At 69.2% G+C, this 21,445-nt stretch carries 15 protein-coding genes and 1 tRNA gene; 4 read left to right on the top strand and 12 right to left on the bottom strand.

Annotated elements, in window-relative coordinates; translation table 11 throughout:
- Window positions 1-27: 27 nt before the first annotated feature.
- The 3 genes from AC1VNM_RS03565 to AC1VNM_RS03575 are packed head-to-tail and all read right to left on the bottom strand — an operon-like array spanning window position 28 to window position 3,073.
- Window positions 28-978, bottom strand: coding sequence for a lysylphosphatidylglycerol synthase domain-containing protein (locus AC1VNM_RS03565; RefSeq protein WP_483105873.1), 951 nt, complete (start codon window positions 976-978; stop codon window positions 28-30).
- The gene (gene clsB, locus AC1VNM_RS03570; RefSeq protein ID WP_483105874.1) at window positions 975-2,339 is read right to left on the bottom strand and encodes a cardiolipin synthase ClsB; all 1,365 of its coding nucleotides are present in this window, start codon (window positions 2,337-2,339) and stop codon (window positions 975-977) included. Before clsB ends, AC1VNM_RS03565 begins: the two co-directional genes overlap by 4 nt.
- Window positions 2,336-3,073 (bottom strand): endonuclease/exonuclease/phosphatase family protein, encoded by a 738-nt coding sequence (locus AC1VNM_RS03575; RefSeq protein ID WP_377155750.1) that lies wholly within the window; start codon window positions 3,071-3,073, stop codon window positions 2,336-2,338. Before AC1VNM_RS03575 ends, clsB begins: the two co-directional genes overlap by 4 nt.
- Before the next feature lie 534 nt (window positions 3,074-3,607).
- Here AC1VNM_RS03575 and AC1VNM_RS03580 point away from each other — a divergent pair.
- Complete coding sequence (locus AC1VNM_RS03580) at window positions 3,608-6,256, top strand: TonB-dependent receptor (RefSeq protein WP_483105875.1); 2,649 nt, start codon at window positions 3,608-3,610, stop codon at window positions 6,254-6,256.
- A gap of 15 nt (window positions 6,257-6,271) precedes the next feature.
- On the top strand, window positions 6,272-7,591 hold the full coding sequence (locus tag AC1VNM_RS03585) for a sugar MFS transporter (protein ID WP_483105876.1): 1,320 nt from the start codon (window positions 6,272-6,274) through the stop codon (window positions 7,589-7,591).
- A 99-nt stretch (window positions 7,592-7,690) separates the two neighbouring features.
- Here AC1VNM_RS03585 and AC1VNM_RS03590 read toward each other — a convergent pair whose 3' ends face one another.
- The 8 genes from AC1VNM_RS03590 to AC1VNM_RS03625 all read right to left on the bottom strand — a co-directional run bounded on the left by AC1VNM_RS03590 (window position 7,691) and on the right by AC1VNM_RS03625 (window position 16,239).
- Entirely contained in the window at window positions 7,691-9,202 is a 1,512-nt protein-coding gene (locus AC1VNM_RS03590) for an ATP-binding protein (protein ID WP_483105877.1), read from the bottom strand.
- A gap of 42 nt (window positions 9,203-9,244) precedes the next feature.
- Entirely contained in the window at window positions 9,245-9,964 is a 720-nt protein-coding gene (locus tag AC1VNM_RS03595) for a response regulator (RefSeq protein ID WP_483105878.1), read from the bottom strand.
- The gene (locus AC1VNM_RS03600) at window positions 9,961-11,211 is read right to left on the bottom strand and encodes an ABC transporter substrate-binding protein (protein WP_483105879.1); all 1,251 of its coding nucleotides are present in this window, start codon (window positions 11,209-11,211) and stop codon (window positions 9,961-9,963) included. The genes AC1VNM_RS03595 and AC1VNM_RS03600 overlap by 4 nt, the downstream gene beginning before the upstream one ends.
- A gap of 304 nt (window positions 11,212-11,515) precedes the next feature.
- The gene (locus tag AC1VNM_RS03605) at window positions 11,516-12,190 is read right to left on the bottom strand and encodes a hypothetical protein (protein WP_483105880.1); all 675 of its coding nucleotides are present in this window, start codon (window positions 12,188-12,190) and stop codon (window positions 11,516-11,518) included.
- A gap of 14 nt (window positions 12,191-12,204) precedes the next feature.
- Window positions 12,205-13,101, bottom strand: a complete 897-nt coding sequence (locus AC1VNM_RS03610) for a hypothetical protein (RefSeq protein WP_483105881.1) — start codon at window positions 13,099-13,101, stop codon at window positions 12,205-12,207.
- 220 nt (window positions 13,102-13,321) lie between these two features.
- Window positions 13,322-13,397: transfer RNA gene (locus AC1VNM_RS03615), tRNA-Ala, on the bottom strand.
- A gap of 106 nt (window positions 13,398-13,503) precedes the next feature.
- Complete coding sequence (locus tag AC1VNM_RS03620) at window positions 13,504-14,907, bottom strand: hypothetical protein (RefSeq protein ID WP_483105882.1); 1,404 nt, start codon at window positions 14,905-14,907, stop codon at window positions 13,504-13,506.
- Window positions 14,908-15,072: 165 nt separating this feature from the next.
- The gene (locus AC1VNM_RS03625) at window positions 15,073-16,239 is read right to left on the bottom strand and encodes a C40 family peptidase (protein ID WP_483105883.1); all 1,167 of its coding nucleotides are present in this window, start codon (window positions 16,237-16,239) and stop codon (window positions 15,073-15,075) included.
- A gap of 291 nt (window positions 16,240-16,530) precedes the next feature.
- Between AC1VNM_RS03625 and AC1VNM_RS03630 the strand changes: the two genes are divergently transcribed.
- Both AC1VNM_RS03630 and AC1VNM_RS03635 read left to right on the top strand, forming a co-directional pair.
- Entirely contained in the window at window positions 16,531-18,426 is a 1,896-nt protein-coding gene (locus tag AC1VNM_RS03630) for a propionate--CoA ligase (RefSeq protein WP_483105884.1), read from the top strand.
- 112 nt (window positions 18,427-18,538) lie between these two features.
- A complete protein-coding gene (locus tag AC1VNM_RS03635; RefSeq protein ID WP_483105885.1) occupies window positions 18,539-20,533 on the top strand; it encodes a M3 family metallopeptidase in 1,995 nt (664 codons plus the stop codon).
- Here the strand turns inward: AC1VNM_RS03635 and AC1VNM_RS03640 are convergent.
- Window positions 20,518-21,366, bottom strand: a complete 849-nt coding sequence (locus AC1VNM_RS03640; RefSeq protein ID WP_377155730.1) for an HAD family hydrolase — start codon at window positions 21,364-21,366, stop codon at window positions 20,518-20,520. The two genes, AC1VNM_RS03635 and AC1VNM_RS03640, sit on opposite strands and share 16 nt — an antisense overlap.
- Window positions 21,367-21,445 lie beyond the last annotated feature (79 nt).

A 21,445-nucleotide genomic window follows, 5' to 3' on the forward strand; every position in this document is an offset into this window, starting at 1 on the left:
CTGGGTTCGGAGGAGCGCTTGAGCCTCCTACGTCCTCGCCTTCGCCTCCAGCACAAAGTAGGCGATGGCCGCGATCGACAGCGGCGCGAGGTAGTAGAGCGCCCGGTACGCGATCAGCGCGGCGAGGACCTGGCCGTGGCCGAGCGTCGGGCCCAGGAAGGCGACGAAGACGGCTTCGAGCACGCCCAGGCCTGCCGGCACGTGCGCGATGACGCCGGCCACCGCGGCCACCAGCAGCACGGACAGGGTGTGGCCGTAGTCGACGCCTTGCTGCAGCAGCACCCACAGCACCGCGCCCATCGTCAGCCAGTTAGCCGACGAGATCGCCAGCTGCATCAGCGCGATGCGCAGGCTCGGGACGAAGAAGTCGTGGCCGCGCAGCCGGAACTCGCGGCGTCTGGAGAACGCGCACAGCGCCAGATAGGCAGCGACGATCACCCACATCAGCGCACCCAGCCCGCGCAGCGCGGCGGCGCTGATCCGCCACTCCGGCGGCGGCGCGAGCCAGCCGAAGAGGAACAGCCCGCCCGCGAGCAAGCCGTAGCCGAGCCAGTTCGAGGCCATGCTCAGCGCGAGGATCTTCGCCGGCACCGGGTGCCTCAGCCCCTCGCGCGCGTACAGCCGCAATCGCATCGCGACGCCGCCGACCAGCGAGCCGAGGTTGAGGTTGAACGCGTAGCTGATGAAGGTGATCAGCATCACCCGCCGCGTCGGCACCGCGTGATGCGCCCAGCGTTTGCCGATCAGGTCGTAGCCGCTGTAGATCAGGTGGCTGAGCGCGCACAGCGCCGCGCCGGCGATCAGCACGCCCAGGGGCAGTTGCCGCAGCGCGTCGCCGACCTCGTTCCAGTCGACCTGCCGCGCCGCCCAGGCGAGCAGGGCCACCACGGCGACCGCGAACACGCCGCTCAGCCATCGGCCCCAACGCCAGCGCGCCGGGCGTTGCCCCGCGGCGTCCGGCGTCGGCGTGGCACTCACTCGGCCGTCTCCTTGCTCATGCATTTCACGCCGTGAGCGTCCTGCCCGCGCTGCTCGCCGGTCCCGTCTTGCCATGACCAGGCTTCAGCAGCCGGTGTCTGCGAGGCGCTCACCACCACCGGCGTTTCCGCCGCCGGCATCACCGGCTGCGTCTGCCGCGGCAGCCGCGCCAGCCAGCGCGGGAAATGCCGCAGCACGTGGAAGACCAGCGTGCCCATGCCGAGGCGCCACCACCAGCGATGCGCATTGGTGTGCTCGAGCTTCAGCAGCTTGCACTGGTTCTTCATCAGCGGCAGGAGCTTGTCGCGCAGGGCGCGGTTGAAGTCGCGGTCCTCGACGATCAGGTTGGCTTCGAGGTTCAGCGACAGGCTCAGCGGATCGAGGTTGCTCGAACCCACCGTCGCCCAGTGGTCGTCGACCAGCGCGACCTTGCCGTGCATCGGTCGTTCGCAGTATTCATGGATGTGGACGCCGGCCCGCATCAGCTGGTCGTACACGAGCTGCGCCGCCCAGCGCGCCCATGCGATGTCGGGCTGGCCCTGCAGGATCAGGTGGACGTCCACGCCGCGGCGCGCGGCGCGCTGCATGCTCCGCAGCAGCAGGAAGCCCGGGAAGAAGTAGGCGTTGGCGATGATCACCTCGCGCTGCGACGCGTGCAGCGCGAGGCGGTACATGCGCTCGATGTCGTCGCGGTGGCGGTGGTTGTCGCGCGTGACGACGACCGCCTTGGCCTGGCCGGCCGTCGATGCGTCCGCGCGACCCGTCGAGGGGGTGCTGCTGCGCGGTTCCTTCGCGCGGCTCGGCCACCAGCGACGCTGTCCCGCCGACCCGGCGGACGGCGTCTGCGGCGTCGCGGTGGCGAGGATCTCCCCCGTCACGCGCCGCAGCTGCGCGACCACCGGCCCGCGCACGCGCACGGCGTAGTCCTGCTTGGCCTCGGGGCCGAAATCGATCAGGTGATCCGCCGAGTAGTTGATGCCGCCGATGAAGCCCGTCTCGCCGTCGACGACGACGATCTTGCGATGCAGCCTGCGGAACGGCTTCAGCCGCCGCGACAGCTTGGGCGGCGGGTCGAAGACGTGCAGCCGCACGCCCGCGTCGGTGAGTCCGCTCACGAAGTTCATCGACAGCTCCGGCGACCCGAAGCCGTCCACCGTCATGTCCACGCGCACGCCGCGTTTCGCGGCCGCGATCAGGACCTCGCGCAAGGCCAGGCCGACCTTGTCCTCGAAGAGGATGAAGGTCTCGATGAGGACCTCGTGCTTCGCGCCCTCGATCGCGGCGAAGACGGCGGGGAAGAACTCCTCGCCGTTCTCGAGCAGCTCGAGGTCGTTGCCTGCGCTCCAGTCGGGGCGTTTCACAGCCGGATCTCCGCGGCCAGCGGCGCGTGGTCGGACAGGTGCGACCACGGCCGGCGCGGCAGCACGATCGGATGCTGCACCGACGCGCCGCGCACGTAGATGCGGTCCAGCGCCAGCAGCGGGAAGCGCGACGGGAAGGTCCGCGCCGCGGAGCCGTACGACTTCACGAAGACCTCCGCGAGACCGGCGCAGCGGCTCAGCATCTTGTGCGCCCGCTGGCGCCAGTCGTTGAAGTCGCCAGCGACGACCACCGGGTCGCCCGGGGGCAGGCTGTCGATCAGATGGCACAGGCGCTCGACCTGGCGCTGGCGGTGCGACTCGCGCAAGCCCAGGTGCACGCAGATCGCGTGCAGCTCGCGGCCGTCGGAGAGTTTCAGGACGCTGTGCAGGAGGCCGCGGCGCTCGGGACCTTCGATGGACACGTCGTGGTTGGTGTGTCGCGTGATCGCGAACTTGGACAGCAGCGCGTTGCCGTGGTGACCCTGCGGATAGACCGCATTGCGGCCGTACGCGAAGTCGGTCCACAGGCTGTCCGCGAGGAACTCGTAGTGGGGGCCCCGCGGCCAGTCGGCGATCCGGGCCGCATGCAGTTCATGCTCGCCCAGCACTTCCTGCAGGAAGACGACATCGGCGGAGACGGCTCGCACCGCCTCCCGCAGCTCGTGCAGGATGAAGCGGCGGTTGAAGAAGCCGAAACCCTTGTGGAGATTGACGGTGAGGACGGTGAATTTCATGGCTTGCCCTAGCGGCAAGCCCTGTGCCCGTCATCGCCTCAGAGGTCGTCGGGCTTGAGCATCATGGGGCCGATGCACAGGACCCCGAAGGTGAGGGCGAACGCGCCCACGAGGATCGCGCCGATCAGTTCAAGCATGGGGTGCTCCTGGTGGCGGTGCCGCGTCGCGGCGGGCTCCCGGCGCTCCGGGCGCGAGGCTCGGCATGCCGGGTGGGAGCGATCAATACTAGACCTGTCGGCGCCGCCGCCGCAATCGCGGACGGCGGTGACCCACCGCCCGTTCGGGGGATTCCGAGCCCGGGTTGCGCAATCTTTCCAGGCGTGCGCCGAACGCGCTCGACAGCGTGTGGCGTGCCATACGCGTACGTCAGTGGGAAATGAATCGCCAAGGTCGCGCACCGGCGGGGGGCGCGACCTGACCCTGTCTTGCGCCAACGTAACGTCGGCGCAATGAAGTCCATCAAAGCGCAACGCCGCGCTCCGGGCGGCGGCATCGCCACTAGATTGCGGGCACTCGTTGCCCAGGAGCACCTACGTGGCCAAGCCCCCCTTCAAGACCCTTCCCAAGCCCCTCCCGAAGCCGGTCCTCAAGCCGGCCCTCAAGCCGGTCTTCAAGCCGCTTCTCCTGCCCCGGCTCATCGGCCTCGCGCTCGGCGCCGCGGCGTTTGGTGCCGCCCATGCGCAGGAGGCGAACCAGCAGCTCGACACCGTCGAGGTCCGCGGCGTGCGGGCGACGCTGAAGAAGAACCTGGCCGAGAAGCGCGAGGCGCAGAACATCGTCGACAGCATCAGCGCCGAGGACGTGGGGAAGTTCCCCGACAAGAACGTGGCCGACTCGCTGCAGCGCGTGCCCGGCATCTCGGTGGACCGCATCTGGGGCGAGGGCAAGTCCATCTTCGTGCGCGGCACGGACAAGAACCTCAACATGACGCAGCTCAACGGCCAGGCCGTGGCGTCGTCCGAGTGGTGGCTGAACGAGCCGCAGACCCGCAGCTTCAACTACGACGTGCTGCCCTCCGAGATCGTCGGCAGCCTGGATGTCTACAAGAGTCCGTCGGCCGACCTGGATGAGGGCTCCATCGGCGGACTCGTCATCGTCAAGACGCGCAGGCCGCTGGCCTTCAAGGACCCGTTGACGGTGCAGGTCTCCGCCGAGGCCATGTACAGCAAGCTGCCCGGCAAGACCGATCCGCAGCTGTCGGGCCTGTTGAACTGGAAGAACGACGACAAGACCTTCGGCGTGCTGCTCGCCATCAGCAGCCAGAAGCGCCACATGCGCCGCGACGGCCTGGAGCAGTTCTCCGACGGCAAGTACGACGTGAGGGATCAGAACGGCGTCGTCACCAATGCCTATGCGTCCTGGGGCGGCGGCTCGGCCATCTTCCGCCAGGAGCGCGAGCGCACGACGACCAACCTCGCGCTGCAGTTCCAGCCCAACCGGGCCACCGATCTCGTGCTGAACCTGATGGATTCGGACATGAAGATGAACAACAACAACCAGAACTACCTCTGGCAGGCCGGCGGCCTGGCGGTGGGCGGCGTCATCAGCGCCGTCGACCCGAAGTTCATCACCGTGGCCGACGGCAGCAAGGCGCTGGTCGGCGGCACGTTCGGGCCCAAGACCGGCGTGTCCTTCGAGCCCATCTATCGCGAGAGCTACATCAAGTCGCGCGTGGCGGACCTGGACGGCACCTACCAGGGCGGCAACTGGCAAGTGCACGGCCAGGCCGGCACCACGAGCAGCTCGGGCGGCAGCAAGCACGACCGCCATTTCTGGATGGAAGGCGACACGCGCACGACGATCTCGCTGGGGCCCGATCACTACGGCGTGAAGTACCTCGACATCAACCCGCTGGATCCGACAGCGCTGACGCTCAAGTCCGGCGACGATCGCATCCGGCGCATGGACGCCCGGGAGAAGTACGCCCAGGGCGACGTGACGGTCGACATCGACGGCAGCGTCATCAAGGCGGTCAAGGTGGGCGTCAAGCTGCGCGACAACACGCTCAGGAACACCCGCATCCAGGGCACGGCCGGGCCGGGCTCGAACGGCTGGCAGTCGTTCTCGCTGGCCGACCTGTCCACCGGCCCCTCGCCGCTGCTGAGCCAGGCCGCGGGCACGCCGGACGCGCTGCGGCAGTACGCCTGGTATGACGACGGTCTCGTCGCCAGCAAGGGCATCCCGATGTTCGACCAGGCGATGACCTACAAGGAGGTGCTCAACGAGAACTACAAGATCCACGAGCGCATCAGCGCCGTGTATGCCAAGGCCGACTTCTCGGTGGCCAGATTCCGCGGCGACTTCGGCCTGCGCGTCGTGCGCACGCAGCAGACCTCGGACGGCTATCTGGGCAACGCCAGCGGCGGCTTCTCGCCCACCAGCGTCGATCACAACTACACCGACGCATTGCCCAGCCTGAACGTCGTCTACGACCTCAGCAAGGAGGTCATCCTGCGCGGCGCGGTCTCGCGCGCCATGGCGCGCCAGACCTTCGACCTGCTCAGCCCCGGCCTGCGCCGCGACGGCACCGTGCTCTCCAAGGGCTATGCCGGCAACCCGCTGCTCAAGCCCGTGCACGCCAACCAGGCCGAGATCGGTGCCGAGTGGTACTACGCCGATGCCGCGCTGGTCTCGGGCACCTTCTTCATCAAGAAGCTCGACACCTTCACCTACAAGGCGTCCAAGTCCGAGCAGGTGGGCGGCGAGACGCTGACGGTGGAGCGCCCCTACAACGCCGACAACGGCGCCGACATCAAGGGCTTCGAGCTGCAGTGGCAGCAGCCCTTCGGCAACACCGGCTTCGGCACCGTCGTCAACTACACCTTCACCGACGCCAAGGCCGGCGCCGTGGCGGGCCAGCCGCGCCTGAAGGTGCTGGGCAACTCACGCGACCAGTTCAACTTCAGCGGCTATTACGAGCGGGGACCCATCACGCTGCGCGTCTCCTACAACTACCGCTCCAAGAGCTACGGCAACGTGGAGATGGGCGGCCAGGTCGTCAACAGCGCCTACGGCCAGTGGGACGCGTCGGCCAGCTGGGACGTGACACGCAACATCGCGCTCTATGCCAGCGCGGTGAACCTCAACAACGAGGTCATCAAGTCCAATACCGTGGACGGCATCCCCGTCGGCATGTACGAGAACGGCGCGCGCTACAGCGTCGGCGTCCGGGCCAAGTTCTAAGGGTCGACCACCTCCATGCATACCAAGACCCTGACCCCTGCGGCAGCACAGGGCGTGCTGCTGCCCATGCTCTTCATCGGGCTGATGTTCTTCATCCTCGGCTTCGTCACCTGGCTGAACGGCTCGCTGATCCCTTTCCTGAAGATCGTCTGCGAGCTGAACAACTTCCAGGCCTTGTGGGTGGCCTTTGCCTTCTACATCGCCTACACGGTGATGGCGCTGCCGTCGGCGGCCGTCCTGGCTCGCATCGGCTACAAGAAGGGCATGACGGCCGCCCTGGGCGTGATGGCCATCGGCGCGCTGGCCTTCATCCCGGCCGCGCGCTCGGGCCAGTACGCGATCTTCCTCGCCGCGCTGTTCACGCTGGCCAGCGGCATGACGCTGATGCAGACGGCCATCAACCCCTACATCGTCTGCATCGGCGCGCGCGAGAGCGCGGCCATGCGCATCTCGATCATGGGCCTGTTCAACAAGGGCGCCGGCATCGTCGTGCCGCTGGTGTTCTCGGCGCTGATCCTGTCGGGCATGGAGCGCTTCTCCGAGCCGGCCCTCGCGGCCCTGGATGCCGTGGGCCGGGAGGCGCTGCGCAACGAGCTGTCGCAGCGCCTGGTCCTGCCTTACACGGTGATGGCCGCGGGTCTGCTGGTCTTCATGGCCCTGATCCATTTCTCGTCGCTGCGGGAGCCCGATCTGGAAGCGGCCGATGCACCGTCGGACGCGGTGAAGCGCTGGGGCGTCTTCCAGCATCCGCAGGTCGTGCTCGGTGCCATCGCGCTGTTCGGCTATGTCGGCGTGGAGGTGATCGCCGGCGACACCATCGGGCTCTATGGCCGTGAACTCGGCGTTGCGCACTACGGGGTGCTGACGTCCTACACCATGGGCTTCATGGTGCTGGGCTATCTGCTGGGCGTCGCGCTGATCCCGCGCTGGATGTCGCAACGCACCGCCCTCATCCTGTCGGGGGCGAGCGGGATCGCGTTCGTGCTCGGCGTCGCCCTGTCGTCGCCGACGGCCTCCAGCGTCTCGCAGGCGCTCCTGGGCTGGGCGGGGGTGCCGCCCGTGCCCGACACCGTGTTCTTCCTGGCGCTGCTGGGCCTGTCCAACGCCCTGGTGTGGCCGTCCATCTGGCCGCTGGCGCTGGAGGGCCTGGGCAAGTACACGGCCGCCGGTTCGGCCCTGCTCATCATGGGCATCGCCGGCGGTGCGCTGATCCCCATGCTCTACGGCCATCTGGCCGATGTGACCAGCCCGCAGCTCGGCTACTGGGTCATGCTGCCCTGGTACGGACTCATCCTGTTCTACGCCCTGTTCGGCAGCCGCCTCCGGCGTTGGTGAAGGCGGTGTCCGTCTTGCTCCCTCTCCCGCTTGCGGGAGAGGGCAGGGGTGAGGGCCAGCGGCGGTGGCAGTAGGGCGATGAAGGGCGGTAGTGACGGCTCAGCCCGCAGGGAGGGCGACACGGACTTCAAATCCGCCCGACGGATGATTGCGGAAGCGCACCGTGCCGCCGTGGTCGGCCACGATCTCGCGCACGATGGACAGGCCCAGGCCCAGGCCTTCCTTGCGCAGGCCGGCGCCGTGCTCCAGCCGCGTGTAGGGCTGGCCCAGGAGAGCGAGCGCGCCGTCCGGCACGCCGGGCCCGTGATCGCGCACCGTGATGAGCACGAGGCCGTCCTTGTCGCTGCCGACGCTCACTTCCACCGCCTGCCCGGCATCGCCGTAGAACATCGCGTTGTCCAGCAGATTGCCGATGGCGCGCTTGAGTGCCAGCGGCTTGCCGAACACGGTCAGCGGCTCGTTCTGCAACTCGATCCTGTGCCCGCCCATGCGCGCATCCCGCACCATCTTCTGCAGCACCAGGTCGATGCGCAGCGGTGCGCGGTTCTCGTGGATGTCGGTGTCCTTCACGATCTGCAGGGCGGTCTTCACCATCATGTCCAGCTCGTCGAGGTCCTCATGGAACTCGTCCTGCACGGCGGTGTCGTCCAGCAGTTCGCTGCGCAGCCTCAGGCGCGTGATCGGCGTGCGCAGGTCATGCGAGATGGACGCGAACAGGCGCTCGCGGTCGCCGATATAGCGGCGGATGCGCTCCTGCATGTCGTTGAAGGCCTCGATGGCCTGGCGCACCTCCTGCGTGCCGCTGACGCGCAGCGGCTTGGGGGCCACGCGCCGGCCCACGCGTGCGGCCGCCTGGCTCAGACCCGCCAGCGGCCGCGTGATCGCGCGCACGGCGATCAGCGTGAGCAGCACTGCCAGACCCAGTGCGAGCAGTTGCGGGGTCAGGCGGTGCCAGGTGAAGAACTCCAGCTGTTCCAGGAAATAGGGGTCGGGCAGCGTGCTGCTGAGGTAGAGCCACACGCCGGGTTCGGTCTCGGCCTGGATGACGAGGAAGGGCGCGGGCCGCTCGGCGGCGATCAGCGACGGCTCGACCCAGCTCTCCGGCAGATCGCTGAGCAGCGCGCCGCTGGGGGCCACCGCCAGGCCGATGGGCGAGGCCAGCACGACGCGGACCGGTGTGCCCTTGGGGAGCTGGGCGGTCAGCTCCTGGGTGACCTGCTGTTCCAGCATGCGCACCATGGGCTGGCCGGGCAGCGGCGTCACCGTCACCGCGGCGTTGTTGAAGAAGACCTGGAAGCGTGTGCCGCCCATGGTGCGCAGTTGCTCGATGAGCAGCGGCCGGTAGGCGGCGGGCAGTTCGCGCAGGGCCCGCACGGCCCCCATGGCGCCGCTGGTCACGTGATGGGCGGCCAGCTCGGTCTGGCGCCGCACGCGCTGCTCGATCTGGCTGTACCAGACGAGGTTGACCGTGAGTTGCACCAGGGCCAGGCCGCCCAGCATGGCCAGCACGAAACGGCCCTGCAGGCTGTCGAACAGGAAGCTGCGGGTGCGCTGCCACCAGCGTCGCGCGGGGGCCGGCGGGCCGTCGAAGTCGACGGCCGCGTCGGTCATCGACGTGCCCCTGTCGGTGCTGTCGGTGCGGACCGGGGCGTCTCAGAGCGCATGCCGCGGCGTCACGGTCGTCGAGAACACGTAGCCCGAACCGCGCACGGTCTTGATCAGCGCGGGCTGCTTGCCATCGTCCTGGAGGCGTTGGCGCAGGCGGCTGACCTGCACGTCCAGCGAGCGGTCCAGCGGTCCCAGGTCGCGCCCGCGCGTGACCTCGGCCAGACGGCTGCGATCCAGCACCTCGCCGGGGTGTTCGACGAGCAGCTTGAGCAGTTGGAAGTCCATGCCCGACAGCGCCGTGGCCGTGCCGTCGGGATCGACGAGGCTGCGCTCCAGCAGGTCCAGCGTGAAGCCGTTGAAGGCGTAGTAGCGCGGCTCCTTGGTCTTCTCCTGGCCGGTGCGGCGCGTGATGGCCTTGATGCGCGCCAGCAGCTCGCGCGGGTTGAAGGGCTTGCCGAGGTAGTCGTCGGCGCCCAGTTCCAGGCCGACGATGCGGTCGGTCTCGTCCGCGCTCGCCGTCAGCATGATGACCGCCACCTCGGAGCGTCGGCGCACCGACTGGCACAGCGTGAAGCCCTCGGTGTCGGGCAGCATGACGTCGAGGATGCACAGGCTGATCTCGTCGCGGTGGCGCTCGAACTCGGCCATGAAGCTGGCGCCGTCGTGGGCCAGCAGCACCTCGTACTGGTTCTTCTCGAGGTAGGTCTTCAGCAGGCTGCGGATCTTTTGATCGTCGTCGACGATCAGGATTTTTCGCGGGGTCATGGGGCGGCTTTCCTGGGGCTCAGCGCGCGCAGCAGGCCCTGCAGCTTGCGCTGGGCGGCGGCGGGTGTCTGGGTGGGGTCCAGCGCGAAGCGGTGGACGGTTTCGATGATGGCGTTCTTGCCGATCTCGCCGAAGGCCATGCGGTGCACGAGGCTGGGCACGCGCGGCGTGCCGGGGTTGGCGAAGAGGTGGAAGGAGGCCTGCGCGCAGGGGTCCAGTTCGTCGACCGGCACGTCGCGGCGCACGGGGATGGAGCCCTTGATGCGGTTGTAGCCCAGCTGCAGCGTGGCGCTGCCGAGCAGCTCGGCCATCTTCTCCTGGTCGGCCTGGCTGCCGCCGTTGCCGGCCAGCATGGCCAGCGTGTCGATGCTGTAGAGATGGGCCTGGGCGGTGCCCGGCACGGCCTTGCAACTGAAGTCGCGTTCGCCCTCCAGCCCCATCGTGCCCAGCTCGCCGCGGGCCCAGTCGCCCATGATCATCATGGCGCTGCGCTCGTTGGCGAAGTCGGCGACGACGTCGGTCCAGGGCCGCTCGCCGGGCGCCACGCCGCTGGCGGGCAGCGCGAGGTTGCGCCAGTTGCGCAGGCGCCTCAGCGCGCGCTCCAGCGCCGGATCGTCGAAGGCGCTGAGATCCCGCTGCTCCAGCATGCGGCGGTACAGGGCGGGGCCGGCTTCACTGAGCAGCATGGCCTCGAAGATGGTGGCCACCTGCCAGGGCTCGTCGCTGAAGGCCACCGGGGTGACGCCGGCCGCGCGCAGCTTGACGGCGGCGCGCTCCAGGCCGTCCCAGTCGTCGGGCGGGGCGATGCCGTGGCGCTTCAGCAGCGCCTTGTTCAGGTAGAGGTTGTTGATGCGCTGGATGCCCAGCGGCGCCGCGACGATGTGGCCGCGCACCGTGACCTGGGCCATGACCTGCGGGAACATGACCGAGGACCAGTTGCGCCTGGCCGCCACGCCGTCGAGTTCCAGCAGCAGGCCCATGTCGGCCCATTCGTTCATGGACGCGCCGTTGAGCTGGGCCACCTTGGGCGCCATGCGACGCAGGATGCGTTCGTTCAGCACCTTGATGGCCGGGCCACCGCCGCCGCCCGCGACAGCGCCGTCGACCCATTTCAAGCCGTTCTCGGCCATGCGCGCGGCGACATGGTTGGCCGCGGCACGCTCGCTGGCGGACGTCCACCAGTGCAGCACATTCAGCTCACCGGCGCCCTCCGCGGACGGGGCGGCCACGGTCGGCCCGGTCGCCATGACCGCGCAACTCCAGGGCAACACCGCCAACGCCACCATGCAGCGCATCTTGCGGGTTGCCCGAAGGGGCCAACCTTGCGTTTTGTACGACCACTGTAATGTTGTGTGACTCAAGGACGCCGCCGACTGCAGAGGAGGCGTGGATTGTCTTGAGCAGGGGGGCGAATGGCGATTGGGGCTTTACCGCGACTCGTCAGCGGACGCTCCAGTCGAAGCGCCAAAGAGAAAGGGGTCGCCCCATTCGGTGCGACCCCTTCCGGATCGATGGGGGAAACGGCGCGCCGGTCGCTCCCGGCGGCCGGCCTTACTTCTTCGGCAGGCCGTCGGGGCCAGCGTAGGAATAGGCCGCGACCTTTTCGCCCTTGCACAGCGACTGCAGGTCGTTGGCGAGGAAGGGGAGCAGGTTGTTGAGCCCGTAGTTCATCGTCGTGACGTACTCGCTGTTGGCGCCCCACATGTTGGTCTTGTCGCCATGGGAGCGGTAGTACTTCTGCTGCAGCACGCCGTTGCGGTCGGCGAATTCGGCCTTCACCGCCACCATGCTGAAGAGCTTCAGGCCGATCTGCCACGTGTAGGCGCGCGTGACGCTGGTGCGCACGGTCACGCCGTCGGCGGCGACCGGGGCCTCGGCGGACGCGTCGGACACGGTGAAGCCGAAGTCCTTCAGCTGGCGCAGACCGTCGGTCACCCAGGGGCCGACGTCGCCGGACAGCAGCGCGCCGCTCATCGTCTGGCCGATGGTCTCCTTGTTCTGGCGGAGGTCCGCGGTGGGAACGATGTGCACCGTGCAGGCTCCGGCGGCGCGGAAGGTGGCCTTGCCGCCGGTCTCGCTGTCGGTGGCGCTGTACTTCATGGCCACCTTCTCGCCGGATTCATGGGCGGCGGCAGCGGCGGTGGCGAGGTCGGCGTCCGCGGCGGAGGCAGCATGGCACAGCAGGGCGGCGGCAAGGCCGGCCATCAGCGTCGTGGTCTTGGTCATGGCGGTCCTCCTGATCATTTCTGCGCCGAGGCGGTGGTGGCGGCGGCGCCCGCGTCGGGCAGCGAGTAGAGCTTCTGGTCCGAGCCCAGCAGGATCGTGCGGCCGTTCTCCGACTTCAGGACCGTGCCCTTGATCTCCCCCTTGCCGGCGCCGAAGTTGAACGCGAAGCTCCTGAGGTCCTTGGCTGGCGGGGCGCTGGAGGCGGCGACGTCGATGTCCAGCATCACCATGCGGACGGTCTCCGCGATCGATTCGCGCATCACGTCGCGGAAGGCGGCGGCGTCCTTGGCGGCCCATTGGGCCAGCGACTCCCTGCCGCCCGGCCCGACCGGCGCCGATTGATAGTGCAGCACGCCTCGCTGGCTGGGCATGCGCGAATCGGAGGCCTCGGGCCGGAGCCAGATCGTGACCACGGACTCGGAGTCGAAGCTGCGGAAGTCCATGCTCAGCGTGTAGCGCGGGCTGATCACCAACAGCGCCTGGCCGGGCTGCAGATCCTTGCGCAGTTGTGTGAGCTTGGCGTCGGACAGGGCGCGCGGCGTGGTCGTGACCTTGCCCACCTTGATCGGGTAGCCGGCCAGGCCGCGTTCGATCGACCCGTTGAATTCCTGGCGGTAGTCGACGTCCTCGATCGCGGCGTAGAAGGGGCCGAGCGCCTGTTGCGACTCGTTCACCCGGTTGTTGGTCACCTTGCTGTCGATCATGGCGCCGATGAGGCCGCCGCCGAGCGCGGCGCTCACGTTGGAGGCCTCCACCGCGGCGATGACCTCGTCCTGCACGACGACGACATGGGCCGTGAGCCCGGTGATCTTGCCGCGCTGCTCGGGCGTGAGGCTGGCCCGCATCGGCGCGGCACAAGCGGTCAGCAGCAGGGCGACGGAAAGCGTTGCGACAAGTCGCAGTCGGATCATGATTTCTCCCTCGTGGTGGCCTGGAACTTTGTTCTTCTTGCTCGCGTGGCCGGAACGTGCCGGCGCGAGGCGCGCGGATTATTGCAGCGCGTTGGAAGAACGGAAGGCGTATGAGGGAAGGTCCCGAGTCGGGCAGCGGGTCGGGGGGGAACCCGGTCAAAGACAAGCCAGACAAAGAAAAAGGGGTCGCCCCTTTCGGTGCGACCCCTTCCGGATCTGTTGGTGGAGAGGAGGAGGATCGAACTCCCGACCTTCGCATTGCGAACGCGACGCTCTCCCAGCTGAGCTACCCCCCCAACGAAGACATCGACTATAGCAGAGATTTCACGGTGGTCACCGCTGCGTCGGAAACCGGAACGGAGTTCGCACAACACGCGGGGTGGTCATCGCGGCGCGCGGCATTCACCAACGGCAGCCCTTGTCGCGCGCGGCATCGCGCACCAGCGGCACGACCGCCAGCAGGCCCTTGTCCGCGTAGGCCTTGCGGCATTCCTGCTGGCCGGCCTCTCGCATCTTCTCGGCCAGGGCGTCCTTGTCCTCCGGCGGCTTCGGTACCGCCGAGATCACGCCCGAGGGCGTCCCGCGCGGGCGCATCGGACCCCGCGCGGCGTTCAGGTCGAGGTTCAGCTTCGGCGCGTTCGGCGGCGTCGATGCCGGGGTCGCCACGTCATGGCCGGTGCGTGCGCCTGCGTCCGGGGCGCCCACGCTGGGTTGGGTCGTCGTGGGCGTGGTCGAGCCGTCGAGCGATGTCCGATTGGCCGGTGTCGGTGAAGGCGTGGTCGATACGCGCGGCTGCGGCGTGGCGGCAGGGCTGGGCGCGGGCGTGGCCGCCGCCGGTGGCGTTGGTGCAGCGGTGGGGGTGGGCGCAGGTGTGGGCGGCGCGACCTGCGGCGCGGGCGTTGGCGGCGTCGGTACGGGCGTCGGCGCGGGTTGAGGCGCAGGGGCGGGTGTTGGCGCCGGCGCAGGCGTTAGTGGCGGCAACTCGGCGGGCGCCTTCAGTTCCGATGGCACGGGTGGTGTCAGTGTCCGCTCGATCGGCGTGCGGTCGATGCGTCTCACTGTCGTGGGCGTTTCGCTGAGGATGGGCGCGGGACGCTCCGGCAGTTGCAACGGCGAAGGTGCCTGCAGCGGATCCGTCGGCGCTGCCGGCCGCGCGGGCGTCGCCTCTCGCGCGGGAGCGATGCGTGTGGGCGCCGTCACCGTGGTGTCGGCAGGCGTCGTGAGCGTCGTGATCGCAGGCGCGGGCTCGACGGCGGGCGTGGGCGAGGGCGCTGGAGGCGGCGTCGGCGTCGGCGGCGCTGGTGTCGGTGCGGGCGTTGGCGCGGGAACGGGTGTCGGCGCGGGCGGGGCCGGTGTCGGTGTCGGTGGTGTGGGCGCGGGTGCGGGCACTGGTGCCGTCGTGGCCGGCGGTGCGCTGCGGTCGGCGGGCGCGTCGCCAGTCAGTTCGTCGCCGGGCTGTTGCCGCCATTGCCCCTGGCGCGCGGCGCCAGGCGCCCGTTGTTCTTCCGGCGTCGGCGGGCGTTCCCGCACCGCGCCGCCGGAGCGGGGCTGCTTCGCTTCGCCGATCGGTCCGCGCTCGGGCAGCACGACGGCGGGCTCGCCCGAGCCTGGCTCGTAGCGATCGCCCTGAAGTCTCACGTTCAGCGGACCCCAGGCGCCTTCGCCGGGCTTGGCCGATCCGCCGGGCGCGTTGCCGATGGCCACGAGCAGCAGCACGTGCAGCAGCACGGCCAGCAGCAGGGCCTGACCCATCTGGTCGGAGACTCGGTGCAGCGGTGTCTGGGCGGGATCGAGGACGGCGGACAAGGTGGATCGCGGAGGATCGCGGCGACGGCGCTGGGGCGCAGCATAGCCGGGATCACCGGGTTGCCGTGTCAGGACTTGTCTTCAGGAGGATCGCGCCGGAAGTTGCGCGGGGCGCCCGTGTCGCGGGCGTCGGCGGCGGGCGCAGGGACCCGCTCGCGTGCTGGCTCAGGTGCCAGGATTGGCCTGGTTCAGATCGGCGCGGCGGGCGCCGGTGAAACGCTTGGCCCAGTACGCTTCGCGCATGTCCTCGACGCGCACCGCGCCGCCGACGCGCGGCGAGTGGATGAACTTGCCTTCGCCGACATAGATGCCGACGTGCGAGAAGGTCGCGCGCATCGTGTTGAAGAAGACCAGGTCGCCGGGCTTGAGGTCTTCCTTCTTGATCGGCACCAGGCTGGAGAGCTTGGCCTGCTCGTCGGCGCGGCGCGGCAGGACCAGGCCCACGCTCATCTCGAAGATGTGGCGCGTGAAGCCGCTGCAGTCGAAGCCGTTGTTGACCGAGTTGCCGCCGCGCCTGTACGGCACGCCCAGGAAATTCATCGCCGACAGCACCAGGTCCGAGGCGTTGTCGCGCACCCGGTTCAGCAGGCCCGGCGAGGCGGCATCGGCGCCGGGCGAGGCGGGCGTCTGCTGAGCCTGCGCGACGATGCCGCGCTGTTGCAGGAAGCGGGCGACGGACTCGCTGGCGTTCGCGTTGCCGGCGGCGGCGCCCATCAGGGCGGTCGGCGGCAGCGAGGAGGTCGGGGTGGCGGTCGTGTTCGTGGCGGGCAGGGCCGGCGCGACCAGCGCGGCGGCCGTGCCTGCGGCGGCGACGGTCGTCGCGACCGCCGCGGCGCCGGCGGGCGAGCGCATCAGGCTCTGCCCATAGGCGCCCATCATCGTGCCGGCGGGCGGCGCGACGTCGGTCTTCGTGTCCGCGACCTTCGCGTCGGCCTTCGCCGGCGCGGCCTTGTCCGCGGTCTTCGACTCGGTCTTCGTTTCTGCCTTCGTCTCGGCCTTCGTTTCGGCCTTGGCCGAAGCGATCTTGTCGGTGCTCGCCGGCTTGTCGGCAGCGATCTCGGTCGCCGGGGACCTGTCCTCGTCGGCCTTGGCCTTCCGGTCCTTGCCGGTGTTCTTGGTCGCGACCGGCTTCGAGGCCTTGCCGTCCTTCGAGGACCTGGCGGCCTGCTTCGACTCGGCGGGTTTCTTCGCGGCCGGCTTGGCGGCAGCCTTCGACGGCGCCGCCTTGGCCTGCGCCTTGGGCTTGTCGTGCGACTCGTTGGTGGACGAGGTCGACTGTTGCGCCCAGCAACCACCGCTCGCGAAGACGCAGATCAGCCCCAGTGCGGCCATGGCGCGCTGGAGCTTCTTGTGTCGGGGAGCAGAGCGGGAAGGACGAACAGTACTCATCGGTGTTGGGCGCGGAGACTAGGCACCATCTCCGTACCGGTCAAGCGCGAATGCCCGCAAGACCGCGCTTGGCTAGGGAAAGTCCGGGCGTGGCCGCGTGACCGTTCCCAGGAAAACCCGGATTGGACCACAGCCCCATGACGCAAGGCTGTGAACGAAAGTTTCAGAAAAGCTGCCGATGCGAGGATCCGTGCGGAATTCGCGCATTCAATACCGACATCCAAGGAGACCCCGATGACCGACAGCTACGCGGCGATGTACCGGCGTTCGATCGACGACCCGGACGGCTTCTGGACCGGGCAGGCGGCGTTGATCGACTGGGAGCGCCCGTTCGATCAGGTCTGCGACACGAGCCGGCCGCCGTTCGCGCGCTGGTTCGTCGGCGGGCGGACCAACCTGTGCCACAACGCGGTCGACCGCCACGCGGCCGCGCGGCCGGACGATGCGGCGCTGATCTGGGTGTCGAGCGAGGTCGACCAGGAACGCGTCTTCAGCTTCGCCGTGCTCAAGGACGAGGTGGAGGCCATGGCCGCGATGCTGCGCGAGCAGGGGGTGGGCATCGGCGATCGTGTGCTGATCTACCTGCCGATGATTCCCGAGGCCGCCTTCGCGATGCTCGCCTGCGCGCGGATCGGCGCGATCCACTCGGTGGTGTTCGGCGGCTTCGCGAGCCACGCCCTGGCCAACCGCATCGACGACGCCGAGCCGGTGCTGATCGTCAGCGCGGATGCGGGCAGTCGCAACGGCAAGATCGTGCCCTACAAGCCGCTGCTCGATGAGGCGATCCGTCTGGCGGCGCACAAGCCGGCGAAGGTGCTGATGGTCGATCGCGGGCTCAGCGCGTTCGAGCGCGTCGACGGCCGCGACCTCGACTACGCGGAACAACGCGGGCGCCTGCTCGGCACGCGCGTGCCCTGCGAATGGCTGCCCTCCGATGCCATCAGCTACACGCTCTACACCAGCGGCACGACCGGCAGGCCGAAGGGCGTGCAGCGCGACGTCGGCGGCTACGCCGTCGCGCTGGCCGCGAGCATGACGCACATCTACGACGGGCATCCGGGCGAGACCTTCTTCTCCACCAGCGACATCGGCTGGGTCGTCGGCCACAGCTACATCGTCTACGGGCCGCTGATCGCGGGCATGGCCACGCTGATGTACGAGGGCACGCCGGTGAGCCCCGATGCGGCGATCTGGTGGAAGCTCGTCGAGCGGCACCGTGTCACGGTGATGTTCAGCGCGCCGACCGCGGTGCGGGTGCTCAAGAAGCAGGACCCCGCCTGCCTGACGCGGCACGACCTGTCGTCGCTGCGCGCGCTGTTCCTCGCCGGCGAGCCGCTCGATGAACCGACGGCGCGCTGGATCGCCGATGCCATCGGCAAGCCGATCGTCGACAACTACTGGCAGACCGAGACCGGCTGGCCGATCCTGACGCTGGCGCGCGGCGTCGAGCCCGCCGAGCCGAAGTTCGGTTCGCCGGGCGTGGCGATGTTCGGCTACCGCGTCCAGCTCCTCGACGAGCGCACCGGCGACGTGCTGGAGGCGCCGAACCAGAAGGGCCTGCTCACGATCGCGTATCCACTGCCGCCCGGCTGCATGCAGACCGTCTGGCGCGACGACGAGCGCTTCATCCGCACCTACTGGGAAAGCGTGCCGGGCCGGCAGGTGTACTCGACCTTCGACTGGGCCTTGCGCGACGAGGACGGCTACTACTTCATCCTCGGACGCAGCGACGACGTGATCAACGTCGCCGGGCACCGGCTCGGCACGCGCGAGATCGAGGAATGCATCGCCGGCCATCCGGCGGTGGCGGAGGTCGCGGTGGTGGGCGTGGCCGATCCGCTCAAGGGTCAGGTCGCGATGGCCTTCGCGGTGCTGAAGGACCCGGCGCGCGCCGCGACGCCGCAGGACGCGCTGGCGCTCGAAGGCGAGATCCTGAAGCGCGTCGACCAGCGGCTGGGCGCGGTGGCGCGGCCGTCGCGGGTGCGCTTCGTGGCGCTGCTGCCCAAGACGCGCTCGGGCAAGCTGCTGCGGCGCGCGATCCAGGCCGTCTGCGAGCATCGCGATCCCGGCGACCTGATCACGCTCGACGATCCGGCCGCGTTGCAACAGATCCGCGACCTGATGGCGTGATGGAGCGAGCGCGGGGTCGGGTTTCCTCTGCCCCAGGATGCGGGCACGACTTTCGGGATGGGTGAGGGCGGGGACGAGAATCCCCGCCATTCCAATTCCTGGAGAGTTTCCGATGGCCTCGACGCATGCGTTGATCCTGGCGGCCTGCGCGATCGTGTCCGCGCCGGCGTTCGCTCAATCCGGGGCCCGGGCGCCCGCGCTGCCCACGCCGGCGTTTCCCAGCTTCGCCGACGGCAAGGCCGTGGACCGGGCCTGTGATGCCGGACTGAAGGCGCTGAACCGCGAGGTCGCCCAGTTGGCCAAACGCAAGGTCGACAAGGGCTGGCTCGCCGCCTACGACCTGGTGATCGCGCATCACGAGGATGCGCGGTTCCCGATCGAATTCGTTCAGAACGTGCATGCCGACAAGGCCGTGCGCGACGCCGCCCAGGACTGCGCGCTGCGCTGGACCGACTTCCAGACCGCGCTCACGCAGAACGAGAAGATCTATCGCGGCCTGAAGACCGCGCCCGCCGCGGACGCGATCGACCGCGAACTCAAGCGCAATGCGCTGGGGCTGTTCGAGGACAGCGGCGTCGGCCTGTCGAAGGACAAGCGCTCGCGCGCCAAGCAGATCCTGGACCGGCTCTCCGCGCTCGACCAGCAGTTCTCGAAGGCGATCCGCGACGCCAACATCCGCGTCGCGTTCACCGCCGAGGAACTGCGCGGCGTGCCCGACGGCGTCTGGAAGGACAAGCCGCGCGACGACCAGGGGCGCTATCTGCTCGGCGTCGACAACCCGACCTACACCGCGCTGATGCAGACCGCCGAGAGCGGCGCCGCGCGCGAGCGCATCTGGCGCGCCAAGACCAACGAGGGCGGCGAGGGCAACCTCAAGCTGCTCACCGAGATCATCACGCTGCGCAAGGAGTACGCCGGGCTGTTCGGCTACGACAACTACGTCGACTTCAACCTGCGTCGCCAGATGGCCAAGGACGCGGCCACGGCGACGCGATTCCTCGGCGAGGTCAAGGGCACCGTCCAGCAGGGTGAACGCGCCGATCTGGAGGAACTCCGCCGCGCGAAGGCGGCGCACCTCGGGACCGCGGTCGAGACCACCGCCGTGACGCAATGGGACGGCGTCTACTACGCGGAGCGCATCCGCAAGCAACGCTTCACCGTCGACCAGGAAGCCTTCCGCCCGTACTTCCCGCCCGCCGAAAGTCTCGCCTTCACGCTGCGCGTCGTCGACCGGCTGCTCGGCGTGACGCACACCGCGGTGAAGCTGCCCGGCCTCTGGCATCCCGACGTCAAGGCCTACGTGGTCAGCGACACGGCCACCGGCAAGGCGCTCGGCACGCTCTACGTCGATCCCTTCCCGCGCGACGGCAAGTACAACCACGCGGCGGTCTGGCCGCTGCGCTCCAGCAGCACGCGCCTGGGGCGCCATCCTGCGGCGGCGCTGGTCGTCAACCTCGATCGCGGCGGGCTGTCGCTCGACGAGCTGGAGACGCTGCTGCACGAGCTCGGCCATGCGGTCCACAACAACCTCGCCCACACGCGCGACGTGTCGCTGGGGCAATGGGCGGTGATGCACGACTTCGTCGAGGCGCCGTCGCAGATGCTCGAGGACTGGGTCTACGACCCGCGCGTGCTCAAGCTGATGGCCGAGGTCTGCCCGACCTGCAAGCCGGTGCCCGACGAACTCGTCGGCAAGGCCCGCGAGGCGCGCGACTTCGCCAAGGGCACGAAGTTCGGCCGCCAGCATCTGTATGCGAGTTATGACCTCGCGCTGCACGGCGCGGAGATCCAAGATCCGCTGGCGCTGTGGGCCAGGATGGAAGGCGACACGCCGCTGGGCCACGTGGCGGGCACGATGTTCCCGTCGCGCTTCGCGCACATCGCGGGCAGCTACGGCGCGGGCTACTACGGCTACCTGTGGAGTCTGGTCGTCGCGATGGACCTGCGCACGCCGTTCGCGGCCGACAAGCTCGATGCCGCCGTGGGCCGCCGTTATCGCGACGCGGTGCTGTCGCGCGGCGCGGAGAAACCGGCGCCGGAACTGGTGCGCGACTTCCTCGGTCGCGATGCCAACGCCAACGCGTTCTACGACTACTTGCGCAAGTAGGTCCGCCAGTCGTCGCGGATGAACTGCACCACGGCGTCCTCATGGTGGAAGCCGATGATGCGGTGCGCCGCCTGCTTCACGTCGTCGCTGGCGTTGGCCATCGCGACGGCGTGATGCGCCGCCTTCAGCATCGTCAGGTCGTTGACCTGGTCGCCGAAGACGACGAGTTCGCGCTCATGCAACGCGTAGCGCTGCGCCAGCGTCGCGATCGCCTGGTCCTTGCTGGCCCGGCGGTCGTGGACGTTGAGCCAGGGCCAACCCGGCATGTAGAGGTCCTCGGCGAGGTGCGTCGTGACGAGGTCGCCGCAGGTGCTCAGGATCTCGGCCTGCAGCGCTTCCAGCGGCTCCGCGCGGCCGACCACCAGCAGCGTGACCAGCGGATCGTCCAACTGGTCCTGCAGGCGGTCGACGTGGCGCAGCCGCGGATCGGCGTTGCGCTGACGCTCGGTGACGAAGCGCTGCTGGCCTTCGTTCTGCACTTCCTGCCAGAAGAGCTGGTCGCCCTTGGCGCCGTGCGTCGCGATGAAGGGCATCAGGCCGTGCCGCCGCACCAGCGCGAAGATGGCCTGGCCGAGCGCCGGCTCCATCGCGTTGACCAGCTCATGCCGGCCGGTGCGCAGGTCGCTGATGTAGGCGCCGTTGGACGACACCACCGGCAATGAGATGGGCAGCCCTTCGAGGATGCGGGCGATCGACACCACGTGCCGCGCGCTGGCGACGGTGAAGGCCAGGCCCTCGGCCAGCAGTTCGGTGAGGCCCGCGCGGGTGGCGGCGGAGAGGCGGGCCTGCGGGTCGAGCAGGGTCCCGTCGAGATCGGAAACGTAGAAGCGCATGGGTCCTGGGCAGCGAGGTCCGGGGCGCGTCCGCGCGCCGCGACAAGCGCACATCCTACGCCGCCGGGGTCCGATACTT

It is taken from the genome of Mitsuaria sp. MSU3D (genome assembly GCF_056867975.1).

Coding starts and splice junctions, on each gene's coding strand:
- AC1VNM_RS03575 (WP_377155750.1), bottom strand. CDS start 3,073: ATGAAATTCACCGTCCTCACCGTCAATCTCCACAAGGGTTTCGGCTTC.
- AC1VNM_RS03595 (WP_483105878.1), bottom strand. CDS start 9,964: ATGACCCCGCGAAAAATCCTGATCGTCGACGACGATCAAAAGATCCGC.
- AC1VNM_RS03610 (WP_483105881.1), bottom strand. CDS start 13,101: ATGATCCGACTGCGACTTGTCGCAACGCTTTCCGTCGCCCTGCTGCTG.
- AC1VNM_RS03640 (WP_377155730.1), bottom strand. CDS start 21,366: ATGCGCTTCTACGTTTCCGATCTCGACGGGACCCTGCTCGACCCGCAG.
- AC1VNM_RS03590 (WP_483105877.1), bottom strand. CDS start 9,202: ATGACCGACGCGGCCGTCGACTTCGACGGCCCGCCGGCCCCCGCGCGA.
- AC1VNM_RS03630 (WP_483105884.1), top strand. CDS start 16,531: ATGACCGACAGCTACGCGGCGATGTACCGGCGTTCGATCGACGACCCG.
- AC1VNM_RS03585 (WP_483105876.1), top strand. CDS start 6,272: ATGCATACCAAGACCCTGACCCCTGCGGCAGCACAGGGCGTGCTGCTG.
- AC1VNM_RS03625 (WP_483105883.1), bottom strand. CDS start 16,239: ATGGCCGCACTGGGGCTGATCTGCGTCTTCGCGAGCGGTGGTTGCTGG.
- AC1VNM_RS03635 (WP_483105885.1), top strand. CDS start 18,539: ATGGCCTCGACGCATGCGTTGATCCTGGCGGCCTGCGCGATCGTGTCC.
- AC1VNM_RS03600 (WP_483105879.1), bottom strand. CDS start 11,211: ATGGCGACCGGGCCGACCGTGGCCGCCCCGTCCGCGGAGGGCGCCGGT.
- AC1VNM_RS03605 (WP_483105880.1), bottom strand. CDS start 12,190: ATGACCAAGACCACGACGCTGATGGCCGGCCTTGCCGCCGCCCTGCTG.